The following is an 18539-nucleotide window of genomic DNA, read 5'->3' on the forward strand; positions in this document are numbered from 1 at the left end:
TGATCCCGCTGGGATTCGAACCCAGGACCCATACATTAAAAGTGTATTGCTCTACCAGCTGAGCTACGGAATCGAGAAAAAAACAGGGCCGCCTTGTGAAGAGAGCCCTTGTTTGCGTTATTGCGTTGCAAAGGTAGGAACTCAACATGAATTTGCAAAACCTTATCCTCAAAATTCTGGTTTTTTTGGCGCTTGCACCGCCTTTGGCCGCTCAGCAATCGGGCAGCCTCCTGCAGCAAGCCGATTCGCTTTTTGGCCAGCAGGCCTATACCGAAGCCCTCCCCCTCTATCAGCAACTGCTAGAGCAGCAGCAGGCTTCGCCCGCTATGCTGCTGCGCATGGCCTACATACAGGAGGGCCTTGGCCATGTGCCCGAGGCCCTTTACCTGCTGAACCTCTACTACCGGGAAACGTCTGATGAGGCGGCCGGCACCCGCATCAAGGAGCTGGCCGGCCAGCATAAACTGCAGGGCTACGATCTTATTGAGGAAGAATATTTGCCCAGCATCATTCGCCGCTACCAGCTGCCCATTATCCTAACGCTGCTGATCCTGAGCCTGCTGCTAACGGGTCTGCTCCTGTACCGGCGCATCAGACAACAGCACCGCCCGGTGCTTACCCCCCTGTTTCTGCTGGTGCTGCTGCTGGCCCTGGGCTACTTTGTGAATTTTCAGCCCGAATACACCAGAGGTATCCTGATGCAGGACCATACCTACCTGATGCGGGGCCCATCAGCCGGGGCCGGCGTGCTTACCCAGCTAAAGGCCGGCCATCGGCTGGAGGTGCTGGGCCGGGAGGATGTATGGCTAAAGGTGGTCTGGAACGATCAGATCGCCTGGGTGAAGGTACACCTTATCCGAACCGTATAAGAAGGAAAGAAATACGCAGCAGAGAATACCGGCACTGAAGCACCACCTCTCTAGAGCAGCGCCTGCCGGGCGCTCAGCACCAATCCGCTGAGCAGCAGCCCCCAAAACAGGGCACTCCCCAACATATACAGGAGTATCTTCTGCCGGTTATGGCTAAAGGCATTGGCCAGCAGCGCTCCCAGAATGGGCGTTAGGATCAGGGGGGTAAGAAAGCTCACTCCAAACACTCCCCAGCGCTGCCAGATCTTTACAAAACGGCGGTTTTTTTGGCTGAAGGCAGGTCTATTTCCGCGCAGGCGCTGGCTGATGCCCCGGCGCAGGCGGGGTCCCATCAGGGTAAACAACAGCACGGTGGTCATCATGCCCATGGTGGTAAGCGCCACGGTTTCAAGATAGCCCAGGTTTGTAGCCGCCCCGGCGAGTGGCCCGCCTACAAACTTGATCATGCTTATAAAAAATACGGACGCCCACTTACCAAGCTCCTGTAGCATGTTAGCTGATCACAAAATAGGTATAGACAATGTAGGTACTCAGCAGCACGCCCCCCTCCAGACGGGTGATTACGCGCTTGCTGATCATCATGGGCAGCACCAGCAGGGTTATGCTCAGCATCCATAACATGTCTACCCCTAAAATGGTGTCGTTTACCGCTACTTCTTTTATCAGGCTGGTAAAGCCCAGTATAGAGAAAATATTGAAGATGTTGGAGCCCAGCAGGTTGCCAATGGCCAGATCACTCTCCCGCTTAAAGGATGCAATAACCGAGGTAACCAGCTCGGGCAGGCTGGTGCCCACCGCCACAACCGTTATGCTGATCACCCGCTCGGTTACGCCCAGATAGCCGGCCAGTTCCCGGGCGCTGCCCACAAACCACTCGGAGCCAAAATAAAGACCCGCCACCCCCAGGGCCAGAAACAGCACATCTTTCCAGATGGCATTTGAGGGCAGGGCAACCTCCACCACATCCTGCAGGGCCTGCCGGCTGATGTGCTCCTTGCGGCTTTTACGAATCAGAAACACCACATACAGGATCAGCAGCACCACAAAAAGCGCTCCTTCCCAGAAGCTGATCTCCCCTCCCTGCATGATGCCGAACAGCAGCAGCGAAGCGCCCATGGTAACCGGCCAGTCGATCTTTACACTGTCCCGGTGCACTTGTATGGGCCGGATGAGCGAGGTTACCCCCAGCACCAGGGCCAGGTTGCAGATGTTGGAGCCCACCACATTACCGGTGGCAATATCCGGGGTGCCCTCCAGGGCGGCGCGGATGCTCACAAAAAGCTCCGGGGCGGAGGTGCCAAACGCTACCACTGTAAGCCCTACCACCAGGGTAGAAATATGCATGCGCAGGGCAAGACTGGAGGCGCCCCGCACCAAAAAATCGCCGCTTATGATCAGCAGCGTCAGGCCGGCCAGCAGCACTAGGGTGGTAAAGATCATTCGTTGTTAGAGTTTTTCTCCATAAGACAGGTCCCCGGCATCGCCCAGGCCGGGCACAATATAGGCATGTTCGTTAAGTCGGTCATCTATTGCCGCCACCCACAGGCTATAAGGCAGCGCCAGGTTTTCTTTTAGATAAGCAACCCCCTCGGGGGCCGCAATCACCGCCGCAATGTGAATGTGAGCCGGCTGTTCCTGCTCACAGAGTGTCTCCAGCGCCTGCACCATGGATTTGCCAGAGGCCAGCATGGGGTCTATCACAATAAGCGTACGGCCGGAAATGGAGGGGGTTGTCTGGTAGGTGAGGGCAATGCTCAGGTCTTCGGCACTGGTGTAGGGGGCCCGGTAGGCGCCAATAAAGCCGGTATCGGCCCGATCGAAAATGCGGCCAAAGCCCTGGTAAAAGGGCAGTCCTGCCCGCAGAATAGGCACCAGTATGGGGTGTTGCTCGGGCAGCTGCACCTGGCACTCGGCCAGGGGGGTCTTTACTGCCCGGGGGGTATATGTAAAGGTTTTGGAGATCTCGTAGGCCAGCAGCTCGCCAAGGCGCTCCAGATTAAGCCTGAAGCGCAGGCGGTCCTGCTGCTGGGCTACATCGCGCAACTCGGCCAGGTACTGATTGGCAATGGAAACATGCTCATTGAGTACAAACATAGCGGTAGAAAAAGTTTGCTAAGCTATAAAATGCAATAGCCTCCTGCAATATACGCACCGGCTAATTACGGCATTCTGCCCGTGCTTACCTAAATAAATACGGAAGCCCCGCTTCTGTTCACCCTTTTGCCCTACCTTTGTGTTTTTTGTACCCTATGGACCTCTCTCTTTTACGCGATCTGTGCAGCATCCATGCCCCCTGTGGCGAAGAAGCCACCCTGGCCGAGTACCTGCTGCGCTACATCAAACGCAACAGCCCCCGCTGGAAGGTGCAGCCCAAAGTGCTCGTAGGGCCGCAGCTGCAGGATTGCATCATGCTGGTCTTTGGCAACCCCCGCACCGCCGTGCTGGCCCATATGGACAGCATTGGCTTTACGGTGCGCTACCAGGACCAGCTGGTGCCCATAGGCGGCCCCCATGCCGAAACCGGCTATATTCTTACCGGCAAAGATCGCCTGGGCCCCATTGAGTGCCAACTGGTAGAAGATGACGGCCAGCTGAGCTACCGCTTTGGCCGGGCCATTGAGCGGGGAACCAGCCTGGTGTTTAAGCCCAACTGGCGCGAAGAAGAAGACAGCATCCAGTGCTGCTACCTGGATAATCGCCTGGGCGTGTTCAATGCCCTCAAACTCTGCGAAACACTTGAAAACGGCATTATCTGCTTTACCGCCTGGGAAGAGCATGGCGGCGGCTCGGTACCCATACTGGCCCGCATCATGTATGAAGAGTATGGGGTGCAGCAGGCCCTGATCTCCGACATTACCTGGGTAACCGAAGGGGTACATCCCGGCAAGGGGGTGGTGATTTCCATGCGGGACCGCAACATTCCGCGCCGCAGCTGGGTTAACCGCATCATAGCCCTGGCCCAGGAAAGCGGCATCGACTACCAGCTGGAGGTAGAAGGCGGCGGCTCCAGCGACGGGCGGGAACTGCAGCAATCGCCCTACCCCTTTGACTGGTGCTTTATTGGCGCCCCCGAAGAAGGTGTACACAGCCCCGATGAGCTGGTGCATAAGCATGATATTGCCTGCATGCTGCAGCTTTACCAGCACCTGATGGAGAAGCTATAAGTTTATTTTTATATGTTTGCGCTAAAATGCCTGCGCCTCACATGATCGGCCCTAACACCATGATAATCAAGGATAAGGAATTTGCCCCCTTTATTGAAAGCACCCGCATACAGGAAAAGGTTGCCCAGCTGGCAGCCCGCATCAATGACGATTATGCGGATAAAAACCCCCTGCTGCTGGCGGTCCTGAACGGCTCCTTTATGTTTGCCGCCGATCTGATGCGCAACATGTGCATTCCCGCCGAGATCTCCTTTATTCGGCTGAGCTCCTACAACCGCACGCGCAGCACCGGCCGGGTAAAGGAACTGATCGGTCTGGAAGAAAATATCTTTGGCCGCCACCTGATCATTGTGGAAGATATTGTGGACACCGGCCTTACCATTCGCCACCTGCTGGACGAGCTGCAGGAGCTGGGCCCCAAATCGCTGGAAATTGCCACCCTGCTGCACAAATCTGCCGCCACCAAAGAATCGCTTACGCTAAAATATGTGGGCTTTGATATCCCGCAGAAGTTTGTGGTGGGCTATGGGCTGGATTACGACGGGCAGGGCCGCAATTTGAATGATATCTATTCACTGGCCTAGACGTATAGTCTTTTTTAATTAAACAGTTCGCCTTATCTTTGAATCTTCTTTAAAAAGCCCCTTGCGGGATCAAGCTGTTTTATATGCTAAACATTGTGTTGTTTGGCGCCCCGGGAGCTGGTAAAGGCACCCAGAGCCAAAAACTTATCGAGAAATATAACCTGCTGCACCTGTCTACGGGAGATATCTTCCGCAAGCACCTCAGCGAGGGTACCGAGCTGGGCAAAGAAGCCCGCCAGTACATGGACAACGGCAAGCTGGTGCCCGATGCAGTGGTGATCAACATGGTGCGCGACAAAATAGAATCCAACCAGGGGGTAAACGGCTTTATCTTTGATGGCTTTCCGCGTACCGTACCGCAGGCGCAGGCGCTGGACCAGATGCTGCAGGAACTGGGCCTGGACATCTCCTGCATGGTAGCCCTGGATGTACCCGAAGAAGAGCTTAAGCGCCGCATAGCCGAGCGTGGCAAAGTATCGGGCCGGGCCGATGATCAGGACCCTGCCAAGATCAACACCCGCATACAGGTATACCGCGACGAAACCCTGCCCGTAGCCGAGTACTACAAAAAGCAGCATAAATTTGTGGGCGTAGATGGCGTAGGCAGCATTGATGAGATCTTTGAGGCCATCTGCAGCAAAGTAGAAGCGTACTGCTAAGTCCCTCTTACCAGGGTTTCGGCACCGCCAGCGCCCTGCACCCCCTTACCGAACAGGTGCTGCCTTAACCAAAAGGCAGCATTTTTTGTATACAAAAGCAGAACCGCCTGCTACCTTAACCCTTTGCTCATATGGCACAGTCCAACTTTATAGATCATGTAAGAATTTGCTCCCGCTCCGGGGCCGGCGGTGCTGGTTCCGTTCATTTTCGGCGGGAAAAGTATGTAGACAAAGGGGGGCCCGATGGCGGCGATGGCGGCCGGGGCGGCCATGTGATCCTGCGCGGCAATGCCCAGCTCTGGACACTCATTCACCTGCGCTACCGCAAGCACGTAATTGCCCAGAATGGCGTAGCCGGCTCGGGCCAGAACTCTACCGGTGCCCAGGGCAAGGATGAGATCCTGGAGGTGCCCCTGGGTACGGTGGCCAAAGATGCCGAAACCGGCGAAGTGCTTTTTGAGATCACCCAGGATGGCGAAGAAAAGATCCTGACGCCCGGCGGCCGCGGCGGCCTGGGCAACGACCACTTCAAGACCCCCTCCAACCAGGCGCCCCGCTACGCCCAGCCCGGCGAGCCCGGCCGGGAAGAGTGGATCATCCTGGAGCTGAAGATCCTGGCTGATGTGGGCCTGGTGGGCTTTCCCAATGCCGGCAAAAGCACGCTGCTCTCCTCGGTATCGGCAGCCAAGCCCGAAATTGCCGATTATGCCTTTACTACCCTGGTGCCCAACCTGGGGGTGGTCTCTTACCGGGATTACCGCTCCTTTGTAATGGCCGACATTCCCGGCATTATTGAGGGGGCAGCCGAAGGCCGAGGCCTGGGCCTGCGCTTTTTGCGGCACATTGAGCGCAATTCCATTCTGCTCTTCCTCATTCCGGCCGATGCCAAAGACCTGCGCAAGGAGTACGACATTCTGCTGGAAGAACTGCGCAAGTACAATCCCGAACTGCTGGACAAGCAGCGTATTCTGGCCGTAAGCAAAAGCGACCTGCTGGATGAGGAACTGATGCAGGAACTGAGCAAAGAACTGCCCACCGAGCTGCCTACCCTCTTTATCTCGGCCGTAACCGGCTACAACCTGGATAAGCTCAAAGACCTGATCTGGAAAACGCTGCACGAATCAAACGAATAGCCACCAGCAGACTGGTCCCCATGAACTTAAGCCTGGCATAGGCAGATACAGCTGCGTACTGCCGGAAGGGACACCCCCTAGTCGGAAGTCAGGGGGTAGCTACAGGGGCTCATGCTGCACAAGCACTAGGGAGCCTCTATCATGCTGCCATACATGATGCTTTTGCTCTCGCTGCCAAATTGACACCCTGACCCCTTTGGCAAAGTAATTGTTTGCCTGTTACTGATCTCACAAAAAGCTGACGATATGAGCACTGAACAAGAAAAAGACCTTGTGAACGATAATCTTGATATAGACACTGCCAGCGAGGCCACCGAACAGGTGACAGCTGACAGCGCCCCTGATACTGACAAAAAGGAAGCTCCTGAGCAGGACAGCGCCGAACAGAAGCTGAAAGCCGAGCTGGAGGAGCAAAAAGATAAATACCTGCGCCTGTATTCCGAGTTTGAGAACTTCCGCCGCCGCACGGCCCGGGAAAAACAGGAACTGGTGCGCACCGCCGGTGAAGAGATGGCCGTAAGCCTGCTGGGCGTACTGGACGACTTTGAACGGGCCATCAAAACCTTTGATGCCGAAAAAAGCGAAAGCAACAGCACCTGGGAAGGCATGCTGCTGATCTATACCAAGCTCAAAAGCACCCTGGAGCGCAAGGGGGTAAAGGTTATGGACATTGAGCCCGGCAGCGAGTTTGATGCCGAGTACCAGGAGGCCATTACCCAGATACCCGCACCAGACGAATCGCTGAAAGGGAAAGTGGTGGATGTAATCGAAAAAGGCTACACCATGGGCGATAAAGTGATCCGCTTCGCCAAGGTAGTGACAGGAGCATAATACAGCTATGGCGAAACGCGATTATTACGAGATTTTAGGCCTGAGCCGCAATGCCAGCCCGGAAGAGATCAAAAAAGCTTACCGGAAAATTGCCATTAAGTACCACCCGGACAAAAATCCGGACGACCCCTCTGCCGAAGATAAGTTCAAGGAAGCAGCCGAGGCCTACGAGGTGCTGAGCAATGGCGACAAGCGTCAGCGCTATGATCAGTTTGGCCATGCAGGCATGGGCGGCGCCGGCGGCTTTGGCGGCGGCGGCATGAACATGGACGATATCTTCTCCCAGTTTGGCGATATCTTTGGCGGTGGCGGTGGCAACCCCTTTGAGAGCTTCTTTGGGGGCGGAGGCGGCCGTGGCGGACGCCAGCGCAAGGGCTCCAACCTGCGCATCAAGCTAAAGCTAACACTGGAAGAAATAGCAGCCGGTGTAGAGAAGAAAGTAAAGGTAAAACGTCTGGTGGTTGCCGAAGGGGTTACCTACAAAACCTGCAGCACCTGCCAGGGCAGCGGCCAGATCCGCAAGGTGGTAAACACCATGCTGGGCCAGATGGTATCGGCCAATACCTGCCACACCTGCCATGGCAGCGGCAAGGTGATTGACCAGAAACCTACCGGTGTGGACAATACCGGCCTGGAGCAGAAGGAAGAAGTGATCAGCATTCGCATACCCAGCGGCGTAGCCGAAGGCATGCAGCTGAGCATGTCGGGCAAGGGCAATGAGCCTCCGGGCGGCGGCATTCCCGGCGAGCTGCTCATTGTCATTGAAGAGCAGGAGCATGAGTTCCTGAAGCGGGAAGGCAACAACGTAGCCTACGATCTGTACATGAACTTTGCCGATGCGGCCCTGGGCACCTCCGTAGAAGTACCTACCCTGGATGGCAAGGTAAAGATCAAGATCGAGCCCGGCACCCAAAGCGGCAAAATCCTGCGCCTGCGCGGCAAGGGCATCCGCGACATCAATGGGTATGAGACCGGCGATCAGCTCATCCACATCAACCTCTGGACCCCGCAGCAGCTCAGCCGCGAAGAACAGGAAATGCTGGAGCGCCTGCGCAATTCGCCCAACTTTGATCCTAAACCCGATAAAAAGGAAAAGGGCTTCTTTGATAAGATGCGCGAGTTCTTTTAATTCATAGCCGGCTTAGCAGCCGGCTTTTTTTATACCGGCCTGCTCGCTCAATGTGCCACCCAACACCCCTGCCCCGCCTGTCGGCGAGGCAGGTAGCCGATACCCGATACCTGATACCCCATACCCATCCTCCATGGCCCTGATCAGCAGAAAAAAGAAAATTTACCCCATCAGCCGGCACCTACGGGCCTACCTGCGCAGCCAGGAACGGGAGGCCGAGCTGCCCATCACCTACAAAGACCTGCTGCGCTACGATAACTCCATCGCCCTTTACGATCGCTTTGGGGCAGATACGCTCTGGGAAACGGTTTTCTACCCACAGTCGGAAATGGAAACCATTTACCAGAACCTAAAAAAGATCTATGCCGAACTGAAGGCCCAGGGGGATTACGCCATTATGGACCACCTGTCCATAGACCGGGTAGATGTGTGCGTATATGGCAATACCAAGCCCTTTCGGGTGCGCATTGTCAACAACATCAACGACAACTTCGATTACTTTTACATCAAGCAGGCCGATGCCTCCCGCATCTACGGGCTGGAGCTGGAGCACCTGCTTTCCCCCAACCGCATCAACTATGTGGTGCATGACGAGACCCTCATTGAAGAGCACATAGCCGGCATTCCGGGCGATGAGTTTATCCGCAAGTACCTGCAAGACAAAACCCTGAACGAGATACGCCTGGCCAAGGAGTTTGTGAAGTTCAACGAGCGCTGCTTTGTGCGCCTGCTGGGCGATATGCACAGCAATAACTTTGTGATTGAGATTACGCCCGATTTTGAAGAGATCCACTACCGCATCCGGGCCATTGATTTTGACCAGCAGTCGTATGAGGGGCGGCGGGCGGTGTACATGCCCCAGTACTTTAAGCAGAACAACCCCATCATAGAGGTGGGCATCCGCAACATGACCCCTACTACCATGGCCCAATACCAAAAGGAAGAGCGGGCCCTGATCGCCAACCGGATCTTATCCTCTAAAACGATTATCAAGAAACTGATCCGGACCATGATGCACGATGAACTGGCACCACAGGATCATGTAGAGAGTTTGCGCCAGGAGCTGGCAAAGTTTTACAGCGAACCGGACTTTCTGGAATGCCGGAATATGGGGGAGATTTTGCGCACCAGCCTGTCGCTGCTGGTACAGAAGGTGAAATTATAGGTAGGTCTTGTAGATATCGCCAGCTTTTCTGAACAGGTCTTCGTCGTGCAGGCCGGTCATAAAACGGGCATCGTGGTTCGGAAAGCCACTTTTGCATAGCTTCAAATAGCGGCTGTAGCTCTTCAGCAGAAATAGCTGCTCCCCTCTGTTACTTACTTCTTGCGCTACCATGGGCAGGTGGTGGTTTAAGGCTGCCATTCAATTAGTTAAAAAAGTTATGAACATGGTTGTCAACACATCTACGAGTGAGGTTGAAAAAATGTTTATAACTTTTCTCAAAAATAGTAGCAAATGAGTGAATGCCTGAAACTCAGACCTTACGCTGTAAGGTATAAATGATTATTGTTCCACCTTAGATTACAATTTGTCCTTCGGCGGAATTTCCATAAATGCTATGTTGCTGATTTTCATAGCGCAGGCCACTGATCAGGGCAATCAGGGCATCGGCCTGATGCCAGTTATGGCACTCAAAAGGGCGTGTGATAAAAGGGAGGGTGTCTAGTATTATTTCGCTAAAATGTACCGATGGCCCTGCTTTCTCTCTATATCTCTGCACATTAGCCCCAAAAAAACGTACCCAGCCCGCCGGATAGGTCTCGATAAATTGCACTTTATCTGGTAGCATCTTGTGCTGCAACTGTATGGCCCGGGCTGTAAGCCCGCCCAAAAAAAGCGGCGACATGGCCTGCAGCTCCCGATCGGCCTTTCGGTAGAAAAAATCCTCATAGCCCGGCAGTTTCTGATACACACCGGGCAGGCTCAGCGGCGCATCAATGAACACCTTTTTTGGCAGGAATTGGCGCAGTAAAGTTTTTAGAAAAAAATCGGCATCTTTTTTCTTCTCACTCTGAAAAAGCCGCAGCTCGCCTGCAGGACTTAGCAGCGCCAGCACCGTAGTGCCTGCCAGTTTACTGCCAAAATCAAGGCCGGCTATGGGGTAAGGGGGTAGCTGCAGCGGCATTAGAAGGGCAGGCCGGTTGCCAGGTTTAGCATGCTGCCCATAAACAGGGGCTTGTTCACCGTCTGCATCAGCTGTAGCTCTTCGCCGGCCTGCGTTTCCTCATCCAGAAACCTCAGTAGCCGGCCGGGAGGGTTGCGGGCAAACAGGCGGGCAAACACCGCCTCTCCCTGCGCTCCCTTTTTGTGGAGGATGTTCAGCAGGGTAGCATCATAAAGGCGGTGGCGCAGGGGGCTGTCGGCGGGTAGCGGCGGGGCGCCGGCCTCCAGCTGCTGCACAATATGGCGGGCCTGCTGCTGCATGCGCCGAAAGGTGTAGCCGGTAGAGGGCTTGGAGGCTCCCCCGGCCGAGCCAATATGGATAATGTGCCGGCCGCTGCTTTTGGGAAAGCGGTAGGTGGTCATGGGAATCACCCCCCATTCCTCTTCCACAATCCGGTACTGACTCACTTGCAGCACCTGCTGAATGTACGTCTGCAGCGCCTGCTCATAGGCGACGGGAGGCAGCAGAGAAGCTGAAAAGAGCGTATACTCCACCAGTGCCCGATGGGGACTGTGGGGTATCAGGTAAAAAAAGCGAAGACTATCGATCTGGGGGGTGCGGAAATCAAACAGACGCAGGCAGTCGGGCGCAAAACTGGGCTGCTCTGTTTCAATTACCCATCCCTTAAAATGCTGCTTCAGGTTCAGGCCGCCCCCTGCTTCTGCCCTGCTTAGTTTCTCATCCAGAAAGCAGCTGTTGAATACCCGGCGCCCCCTATAGCTCCCCATGCTGGTATGCACAAGGGCCCCTTCTTCACCATCTGCCAGCCCTGTTATATCTGCCTGCACCCAGTCTACATTCGGGAACTGACGCAGCCACTGGCGCACCCCCTCATAAAAGCGCTGGCCCTCCACCACCCGGTAGCTGTAGGGAGCCAGTGAAAAACGGGCGGTATAGGCCTGGCTAAAAAACTCAGCCTCCTCAAACTGCCAGGAGGCCAGCGCATCAAAGGGCTCTGCCCCTTTTGCCCAGTAGCCCCAGGTGCGGTCGTTGCGGCGCTTATCGTCCCGGTCGATCAGCAAGATGCGCATGTGCCGCAGCCGGGGCGAATGGGTTAGCTGCCAGGCGAGGCTTAAGCCAGCACCACCGGCACCTGCCAGTATAAAATCATATGGAGGGGGCTGTGACACAAAATTGGGAGCTACGGGGCTGCAACATAAAAAAAGTTCAGCAACAGCCTAGGCTGCCACTGAACTTTCATCAATTACCCTATAATAAACGCGTATCTCTACAACGCAAAAACGGGCCTGAAAAGTATGCGGGTTTAGGCATGTTGCTCAATTATTCGGCGCAACTGGGCCGCCTGCTGCACGCCGCTTTGTTGCCAAACCACTTTGCCGTTCTTAAACAGCATCAGGGTAGGCACCCCGCGCACTTTAAACTGGCTGGCCAGGGCCTGGTTCTTATCCACGTCTATCTTAACGATCTTTGCTTTTTCGCCCACCTGGTTCTTGAGCTCTTCCAGAATGGGGGGCATCATCTGGCAGGGCCCGCACCAGGTAGCATAAAAATCTACCAGTACCGGGGTATTGCCGCTGATCAGTTCGGTGAAGTTTCCTTTCATTGCAAATGAGATGTCTGGTTCTAGGCTAGCTGTATAACACCAAAATTACCCTTACTTGTTCAGGCTGTACAGTACTGCTTGCGCAAAAGAAAATGGCCTTTCAGCAGAAGGTTATCCCCATACAATTATCGACAAATACAGCGGCATCCCAAAAGTAATGTTAACAGGAAAGGTAACGGCCAGGGCCATGGGCAGGTAAAGCCCCGGGTTGGCCCTGGGTACGGCTATCTTCATGGCGGCCGGCACGGCTATATAAGAAGCACTGGCGGCTAACACCGCCAGCATAAACCGATCACCCGCATGGGCCGTCACCAGGCCGCTCAGCAGGGCAACCACACAGCCATTCAGCAGGGGAACCAGCACTGCAAAAGCCGAGGTAAACCACCCGCTTTTCAGAAAATCATTGAGCTTACGCCCGCTCACAATGCCCATATCCAGCAGAAAAAGGGCCAGGAACCCTTTGAAGATATCCGTTGTGAAGGGCTCGATGCCCTGCGCATGCTTTTCGCTGGCCAGTACCCCTATAGCCAGGCTGCCCAGGATCATGAGCACACTGCCATTGGTAAAGGAATGCCCCAGCATGCTCCGAATACCGGGTGCTGCACTGTCTTTCTCGCCAAACAGCCTCACCAGCAGCACCCCCACCACAATGGCAGGTGCTTCCATCAGGGCCATAATGGCGACCATATGTCCGCTATAGGGGATCTTCTGCAGCTCCAGAAAGGTAACCGCCGTCACAAAGGTAACCGCACTGATGGACCCGTAGGCCGCCGCAATGGCCCCCGCATTTTCTGCACTGAGCTTCTTTCTGAGCAGAAAAAAGGTATAGAGCGGAATTAAGCAGGAACTCAGCACGCCAAACAGCACAGACCAGCCAATTTCCAGGCTCAGCTGGCTGTGGGCCAGCTCCCGCCCGCCATTAAAGCCTATAGCAAACAGCAAATAAAGCGAGATGAACTTGGACGAATTTTGCGGAATTTCCAGATCACTCTTTAGCCGAACGGCCAAAATGCCCAGCAAAAAGAACAAAAGGGCCGGGCTTGTCAGATTATCAATCAGCAGACTAAGGTTCATAAACAGATCCCCTCTGGCTTTAGATCGATCGTCTCAACAAGCCGGGTCGATTTGTCACAGATCATGGCGCGCAGGGCTATCCTGTTGCGGCCAATGGCACGCTGCAACAACCCGTTGGCCAGCAACTGCTCTGCCTGCTGCAGTACGTGCAGCCGTGCCAGCCGATAGCACTGTATCCGAAACGTGCCTGTCCGCATCACATACTCAAAATGGGTACAGTACAGCGCCTGCAGCACCCTTTCGGCAGCTGTGCCGGTTCCCGGCACTCCAGACAAAACAGTCCTCAAAAACCGGCAGTTCAGGTCCTGGACTACATACAGCTCCCGAATGGCATTCGTTTCCAGAAAATCTACCAGGGCTTCGGCATAGGGCACATTATCAACATCAAACACCGAGGCCAGGGCCGTAAGAAAATAGGTGTGCTGCCCAACGTGCTGCCTTATAAAAGGCTCCAGCTGACTGGCCGGACACAGCAGAAACAAGCTTGCTGGTTCATTGGATGAGGGATTCATAGGCGATTGAAAGGGGGTATAAGGTTGTCGGAAAAGAGAACAGGAGCACAAAACGCCCCAGCCTCTGGAGTACACAGCAGTTTGCAACAGATGATCCGGCAGGCATAAGCCTCCCCCCTAGCGCTGCAGGGGGAAGGGAGGCTGCAGCTGCTAGCAGGGAATAGGCATGCCGGGCGGCGGCCACTAGGGATTACACTTCTGGCAGTACATGGGTTCTTCATAGGCCACACCCTGGGGATGCTGCTGCCTGTGCTGGTAGCCACACGACTGGCAGCTATACACATGATACAAGGCCGAGTGGCTTGGAGTCAGGCAGTGCCTGCAGGGCAAACCGGGCACTACCTGCCGCAGGCTATAGCCCGGCATGCTGCAGCCCGGACAAGGCGTAAGGATTTGTTGCAGAAGCTTCTGCCCCACCTCTTCAATCACCTTCATCCTGCTGGGATTATACAGGGCACGCATGTCGGTTTCCACGAAAACCCTGCCGTACCGATGCAGCATCCGGCCAAAGCCCTCCTCTAGTTGCTGCCAGCTGGTGATCCCCTTGCATATGTCGCTTGTATCAGAGCGGGAAGCGCGCAGGATGAGTCCATGCTCCGGAAAGCCCGCCCGCCTGGCAAATGCCCTGAGCTGCTCCTCCTGCGCTATTTCCGCGGCATCAAAGTTTGTCTCCAGGCTTAAGGTCTGAGCCCAGCACTCCCATCCCAGTTTTTTGTCGATGCAGATGAGCCATTCCTGGTTGGCCGGCAGCAGCGGAAGCTGCGGATGTGCCCCAAAGGAGCCTTCGCTGGCAATTCCCAGATCGCAGCCGTACATCTCCATTGCCTGCAGGCATTTGGCTCTGGCGGTGGCCAGGGGGGGTATCTTTTCGCTCAACCTCCCCACAGAAAGTGCCCAGCGCATCGGTATCGAACCTTTCGGCTACCTGACACACCAGCCCCAGTGCCTTTGTGAAAAGAGGTGCCAGCACCTTCTCCTTTTCATGCCGGCTGGCAATTAGCAGGCTTCTGCCCTGGAACATTCTGCTTCGGGCACTAGCTGGTGGTGTGGAGTAGCTTGCTGCTCCCCCAGGATAAGAGTCGATTGAAGGGTAAGCAGTTGCCCCTGCTCCTGCGCCTGGCGAATGCCCACTTCCAGCTGCTGCTTGGCCTGCTGCAATTCCTTCAGGCGCTGCATGCTTTCGGCATCCGGCTCATTGAAACGCACCTGAGAGCTCCAGTTTTTAATTTTGTAATAGTTGATCGTGTGGTTGAGCATTTGAAGTACTAGGTCTGAGGCTTCTGCCGGCGTGTACTGCCCGGATAGTAGGTTGATTGTTTTCATGGCTTGGTTGTTTAGTAGTGATTAGTGTTTGGGAAGAAGTAATTGGTTGCAGCGAAAAAGCCCGTAGCATGTTCAAACAGGCTAGTACCAGCAGGCCTTTGCTAAGCTCTGTCAGCATTACCTGCTGGCTGAAGCAGAGCATGCCCAGGCTGGCCAGCAGCAGACCAATGCTTATCAGGCGCTGGAGGCGATAGGGTAGCATCTTCATGTTGATAGGATTCTATGGTAGCTGAAAGGGATAGTACTCTTGTTATTGCCCCTGCCCCAGGGAGTAGGCCCTTTTTCCATTGAAGGAGTAGAGATTTTCGGTTTTGATCACATCAATCTCCAGCTCCAGGGCTTTGCCAAGCAGTGCCAGCAGTTGCGTTTTTTCTACAGGCTTGCCTTCTGTCCCCTCAAAACGACAGCGCCAATGGTCGGTACAAAAGGTTTGCTCAAAGCCCTCGGGCCATACTTTTACGCCCCGGTTGGTGATCATGCTTAGCCGGAGGCCTTGAGTATTGAGTGCCTGCAGCCGCCGGCCCAGCTGTTCTGGATCGCGGCTATGCTCGTGTACAAATACATCTACACCAAGCAGCTCTTTTTTAGCCGGCAGCTGGGGCGTATAGGGCGGCAACTGAAATGTACCAGCCGCATACTGAACAGCCCTGATGTGTGCCGGCTGCTGACCAAGCCGCTCAATAACGGCCTGCGCAAACGCCTGTGTTCCCACCCGTTGTCGGCTCACTCCCTCTTTATAAATATCGGCCGTATGGATTCCTTCTTCCAGGGTTCTGAGCCAGGCATTCTGCACCCTCTGGGCAACCTCGGTCTGGCCAATATGGCTAAGCAGCATGCAGGCTGCCTGCAGCAGGCCCGAGGGGTTGGCCTCGTTCTTTCCGGCTATGCTCGGTGCCGAACCGTGGATGGCTTCAAACATGGCGCAGCTCTCCCCAATGTTGGCAGAACCGGCCAGCCCTACCGAACCTGTAATTTGCGCCGCCACATCCGAGAGAATATCCCCGTACAGGTTGGGCATCACCACCACATCAAACAGCTCGGGAGCATCCGCCAGGCGGGCAGCCCCAATGTCCACAATCAGGTGTTCGTTGCGGATATCCGGGTATTCGCTGGCGATCTTGTCAAAGATCCGGTGAAACAAACCATCGGTCTGCTTCATGATGTTGTCTTTGGTAAAACAGCTAACCTTCCTGCGCCCATACTGGCGGGCGTATTCAAAGGCATAGCGAATGATCCGCTCGCAGCCGGGCCGACTGATCAGCTTCAGGCATTGTACCACTTCATCGGTCTGCTGATGCTCAATGCCGGCATACAGGTCTTCTTCATTTTCCCGGACAATTACCACATCCATCTTTGGATGCCTGGTAGCAATGAAGGGATGCAGGCTTACGCAGGGCCGTATATTGGCATAAAGCCCCAATGTTTTGCGCATGGTTACGTTCAGGCTTTTGTAACCGCCGCCCTGAGGGGTGGTAATGGGCGCTTTTAAAAATATTTTATTGCGGATAAGGGACTGCCAGGCTTCTTTAGAGATTCCGGAGGTATTGCCCGACAGGTACACCTGCTCGCCTACCTCTATTTCCTCAAGCTCAAGCTGTGCGCCGGCAGCCTGCAGGATGCGCAGGGTGGCCTCCATGATTTCGGGCCCTATGCCATCGCCCCGGGCAATGGTAATTTTGGTGGCTACGGGCGCCTCCAGTACCTGGGCATCTGATTGAAAAGTGGTTGAAAGTTCCATAGGCTGAATTTTTTTTCTTCAGCAAATATGAGCGCTTGATATTATTAATAAAAGTTTATATTTTTAATGATAATCATAATGATTCGTTATGAACTATACTCTCCACCAGCTACAAGTCTTTCTTAAGATCACCCAGACACAGAGCATCACCAAAGCAGCCGAAGAACTTCACCTCACCCAGCCGGCCGTATCTATTCAACTCAAAAATTTTCAGGATCAGTTCGATATCCCCCTTACCGAACTGGTAGGGCGCCGGCTGTTTATTACTGATTTTGGAAAGGAGATTGCCCAGGCAGCTGAAAAGATCCTTCATGAGGTGCATGCCATCAATTACAAGACCATGGCCTATAAAGGCCAGCTAACCGGCCGGCTCAAGATTGCCTCGGTATCCACCGGTAAATATGTAATGCCTTATTTTTTGAGCGATTTTCTAAACCTGCATCAGGGCATCGAGCTGGCGCTTGATGTCACCAACAAAAGCAAGGTGGTAGAGAGCCTGGAACAAAATGAAGTGGATTTTGCACTGGTATCGGTTGTGCCGGAGCATCTGCAGATCGAACAAATTGACCTGATGCCCAACCGCCTGTACCTGGTTGGCAACATGGACCAGCAGTTTCAGCGCAAATCCTATGACATCAGCCTGCTGGAAGCCATTCCGCTGATCTATCGGGAAAAGGGCTCCGGCACCCGGCATGTGATGGAAAAATTTATCACCCAGCACCACCTGCCGGTCAAAAAAAAGCTGGAGCTTACCTCAAATGAAGCAGTCAAGCAGGCCGTAATAGCAGGCCTGGGCTTCTCCATCATGCCCCTGATTGGCATTAAAAACAACCTCCACGATGGGGAACTTCAAATTATCCCCCTGGAGGGCTTTCCGATCCAGTCTACCTGGAGCCTGATCTGGCTAAAAGGCAAGAAATTTTCACCTGCAGCAAGCGCTTACCTGGCTTTTCTCAACAAAGATAAAGACCGCATTATCCAGCAAAAATTCAGCTGGCTGGAGCACTACAAAGCCGCCCGCTGACCCCTAGTACCACATTAATTCTTAAAGTGGCCAGTATTTCCAGGGTCTGTGGTGCGGCCGGCCACGCGCACAGACCCTCTGAAGGCAGATCTGTGAGCCACAGGCCTGCCGCACCATTGCGCTGGGACACGATTCGTTAAATGGGACACGATTCGTTAAATCAGTATCGGGATTGCCTTACCCGCATGCCCGGAAAGCCACAACCCGGGCACACATACCCCTCTCCCTCTCCTCTTCAATCACCCGCTTAAGAAAATGCTACAGCATGGTACTACTGCCGCATCCGCCGGTGAAGCGTATGTTCCGGCAACAATTCATTAATCATGTTTATAAAAATCAATGTATACATAATTAAAAAATAAACAATACCGTTTGCCTTTTAAAGCCCAATGAGCAGCAGCCTGCCAGACGAGTAGAATAAGAGTAGTTGAATTTTTTTATTACGGCAAAATACCTAAACTAGGGAATTAACCCCCATCTCATGCGCCATAGCTGGATTCTTCTCCTACTACTGCTCAGTCTCACCTGCCTGGGCCAGACCCCTAAGATCTTATCCCTGCAGGAAGAAGCGCGGCTGCGCGATGCCTGGCTCGAGGAGCGCCTGCAAACCGTCTTGCCTGCCCTGATGGAGCGCGAGGGCCTGGATATGTGGATCATCAGCGCCCGGGAATATAACGAAGACCCGGTGATTGAGACCATGCTGCCCGCCACCTGGCTGGCAGCCCGCCGGCGCACCATCCTGCTGATCTACAACCCGGGCAAGGGCAAGC

General features: G+C 54.4%; 21 protein-coding genes, 1 tRNA gene and 1 pseudogene. 10 read left to right on the forward strand and 13 right to left on the reverse strand.

Annotation, left to right across the window (positions count from 1 at the left end):
• Nucleotides 1–73 (reverse strand) — tRNA-Lys (locus tag ADICEAN_RS15055).
• Between the two features lie 130 nt (nt 74–203).
• On the opposite strand from ADICEAN_RS15055, the gene ADICEAN_RS15060 reads away from it, so the two are divergent.
• The gene (locus ADICEAN_RS15060; RefSeq protein WP_161622718.1) at nt 204–869 is read left to right on the forward strand and encodes an SH3 domain-containing protein; all 666 of its coding nucleotides are present in this window, start codon (nt 204–206) and stop codon (nt 867–869) included.
• A 50-nt stretch (nt 870–919) separates the two neighbouring features.
• On the opposite strand, the gene ADICEAN_RS15065 is transcribed toward ADICEAN_RS15060, so the two are convergent.
• Genes ADICEAN_RS15065 through upp form a run of 3 tightly spaced genes read right to left on the reverse strand, consistent with a single transcriptional unit; the run spans nt 920 to nt 2963 of the window.
• Nucleotides 920–1315 (reverse strand): hypothetical protein, encoded by a 396-nt coding sequence (locus ADICEAN_RS15065; protein WP_236612934.1) that lies wholly within the window; start codon nt 1313–1315, stop codon nt 920–922.
• Nucleotides 1316–1361: 46 nt separating this feature from the next.
• A complete protein-coding gene (locus tag ADICEAN_RS15070; protein ID WP_009196491.1) occupies nt 1362–2309 on the reverse strand; it encodes a calcium/sodium antiporter in 948 nt (315 codons plus the stop codon).
• Nucleotides 2310–2315: 6 nt separating this feature from the next.
• Entirely contained in the window at nt 2316–2963 is a 648-nt protein-coding gene (gene upp / locus ADICEAN_RS15075) for a uracil phosphoribosyltransferase (RefSeq protein ID WP_009196492.1), read from the reverse strand.
• A gap of 155 nt (nt 2964–3118) precedes the next feature.
• Between upp and ADICEAN_RS15080 the strand changes: the two genes are divergently transcribed.
• The 7 genes from ADICEAN_RS15080 to ADICEAN_RS15110 all read left to right on the forward strand — a co-directional run bounded on the left by ADICEAN_RS15080 (nt 3119) and on the right by ADICEAN_RS15110 (nt 9534).
• Nucleotides 3119–4033, forward strand: coding sequence for a M20/M25/M40 family metallo-hydrolase (locus ADICEAN_RS15080; RefSeq protein WP_009196493.1), 915 nt, complete (start codon nt 3119–3121; stop codon nt 4031–4033).
• A gap of 59 nt (nt 4034–4092) precedes the next feature.
• A complete protein-coding gene (hpt, locus tag ADICEAN_RS15085) occupies nt 4093–4617 on the forward strand; it encodes a hypoxanthine phosphoribosyltransferase (RefSeq protein WP_040397453.1) in 525 nt (174 codons plus the stop codon).
• 83 nt (nt 4618–4700) lie between these two features.
• Nucleotides 4701–5276 carry an adenylate kinase gene (locus tag ADICEAN_RS15090; protein WP_009196495.1) on the forward strand — a complete coding sequence of 192 codons (576 nt, stop codon included), beginning with the start codon at nt 4701–4703 and terminating at the stop codon, nt 5274–5276.
• Nucleotides 5277–5407: 131 nt separating this feature from the next.
• Nucleotides 5408–6409 (forward strand): GTPase ObgE, encoded by a 1002-nt coding sequence (gene obgE, locus ADICEAN_RS15095; protein WP_009196496.1) that lies wholly within the window; start codon nt 5408–5410, stop codon nt 6407–6409.
• Between the two features lie 246 nt (nt 6410–6655).
• Complete coding sequence (locus ADICEAN_RS15100; protein WP_009196497.1) at nt 6656–7240, forward strand: nucleotide exchange factor GrpE; 585 nt, start codon at nt 6656–6658, stop codon at nt 7238–7240.
• A 7-nt stretch (nt 7241–7247) separates the two neighbouring features.
• Nucleotides 7248–8369: a molecular chaperone DnaJ gene (dnaJ, locus tag ADICEAN_RS15105; RefSeq protein WP_009196498.1), complete on the forward strand. Its 1122-nt coding sequence runs from the start codon at nt 7248–7250 to the stop codon at nt 8367–8369.
• A gap of 133 nt (nt 8370–8502) precedes the next feature.
• Complete coding sequence (locus tag ADICEAN_RS15110) at nt 8503–9534, forward strand: hypothetical protein (protein ID WP_009196499.1); 1032 nt, start codon at nt 8503–8505, stop codon at nt 9532–9534.
• On the opposite strand, the gene ADICEAN_RS22875 is transcribed toward ADICEAN_RS15110, so the two are convergent.
• The 9 genes from ADICEAN_RS22875 to ADICEAN_RS15155 form a co-directional block, all read right to left on the reverse strand.
• On the reverse strand, nt 9529–9732 hold the full coding sequence (locus ADICEAN_RS22875) for a hypothetical protein (RefSeq protein WP_009196500.1): 204 nt from the start codon (nt 9730–9732) through the stop codon (nt 9529–9531). The two genes, ADICEAN_RS15110 and ADICEAN_RS22875, sit on opposite strands and share 6 nt — an antisense overlap.
• 154 nt (nt 9733–9886) lie before the next feature.
• Nucleotides 9887–10495, reverse strand: a complete 609-nt coding sequence (locus ADICEAN_RS15120) for a hypothetical protein (protein WP_009196501.1) — start codon at nt 10493–10495, stop codon at nt 9887–9889.
• A complete protein-coding gene (locus ADICEAN_RS15125; RefSeq protein ID WP_040397457.1) occupies nt 10495–11664 on the reverse strand; it encodes a lycopene cyclase family protein in 1170 nt (389 codons plus the stop codon). Before ADICEAN_RS15125 ends, ADICEAN_RS15120 begins: the two co-directional genes overlap by 1 nt.
• Before the next feature lie 134 nt (nt 11665–11798).
• Nucleotides 11799–12098 (reverse strand): thioredoxin, encoded by a 300-nt coding sequence (gene trxA / locus ADICEAN_RS15130; RefSeq protein ID WP_009196503.1) that lies wholly within the window; start codon nt 12096–12098, stop codon nt 11799–11801.
• Between the two features lie 111 nt (nt 12099–12209).
• Nucleotides 12210–13172, reverse strand: a complete 963-nt coding sequence (locus ADICEAN_RS15135; RefSeq protein WP_009196504.1) for a sodium-dependent bicarbonate transport family permease — start codon at nt 13170–13172, stop codon at nt 12210–12212.
• Nucleotides 13169–13684 (reverse strand): hypothetical protein, encoded by a 516-nt coding sequence (locus ADICEAN_RS15140; RefSeq protein WP_009196505.1) that lies wholly within the window; start codon nt 13682–13684, stop codon nt 13169–13171. The genes ADICEAN_RS15135 and ADICEAN_RS15140 overlap by 4 nt, the downstream gene beginning before the upstream one ends.
• Before the next feature lie 183 nt (nt 13685–13867).
• A complete protein-coding gene (locus tag ADICEAN_RS15145) occupies nt 13868–14587 on the reverse strand; it encodes a DUF6671 family protein (RefSeq protein WP_009196506.1) in 720 nt (239 codons plus the stop codon).
• Nucleotides 14588–14680: 93 nt separating this feature from the next.
• Nucleotides 14681–15007, reverse strand: a complete 327-nt coding sequence (locus ADICEAN_RS15150) for a hypothetical protein (RefSeq protein WP_009196507.1) — start codon at nt 15005–15007, stop codon at nt 14681–14683.
• A 250-nt stretch (nt 15008–15257) separates the two neighbouring features.
• Nucleotides 15258–16745: an NADP-dependent isocitrate dehydrogenase gene (locus ADICEAN_RS15155; protein ID WP_009196508.1), complete on the reverse strand. Its 1488-nt coding sequence runs from the start codon at nt 16743–16745 to the stop codon at nt 15258–15260.
• Nucleotides 16746–16833: 88 nt separating this feature from the next.
• Here ADICEAN_RS15155 and ADICEAN_RS15160 point away from each other — a divergent pair, with 88 nt between their 5' ends.
• Nucleotides 16834–17769, forward strand: coding sequence for a LysR family transcriptional regulator (locus tag ADICEAN_RS15160; RefSeq protein WP_009196509.1), 936 nt, complete (start codon nt 16834–16836; stop codon nt 17767–17769).
• Nucleotides 17770–18250: 481 nt separating this feature from the next.
• Nucleotides 18251–18539 (forward strand): annotated as a pseudogene (locus tag ADICEAN_RS15165) (M24 family metallopeptidase); the annotation flags it as partial.

Origin of the sequence: Cesiribacter andamanensis AMV16, assembly GCF_000348925.1 — a bacterium.
Lineage (GTDB): Bacteria > Bacteroidota > Bacteroidia > Cytophagales > Cyclobacteriaceae > Cesiribacter > Cesiribacter andamanensis.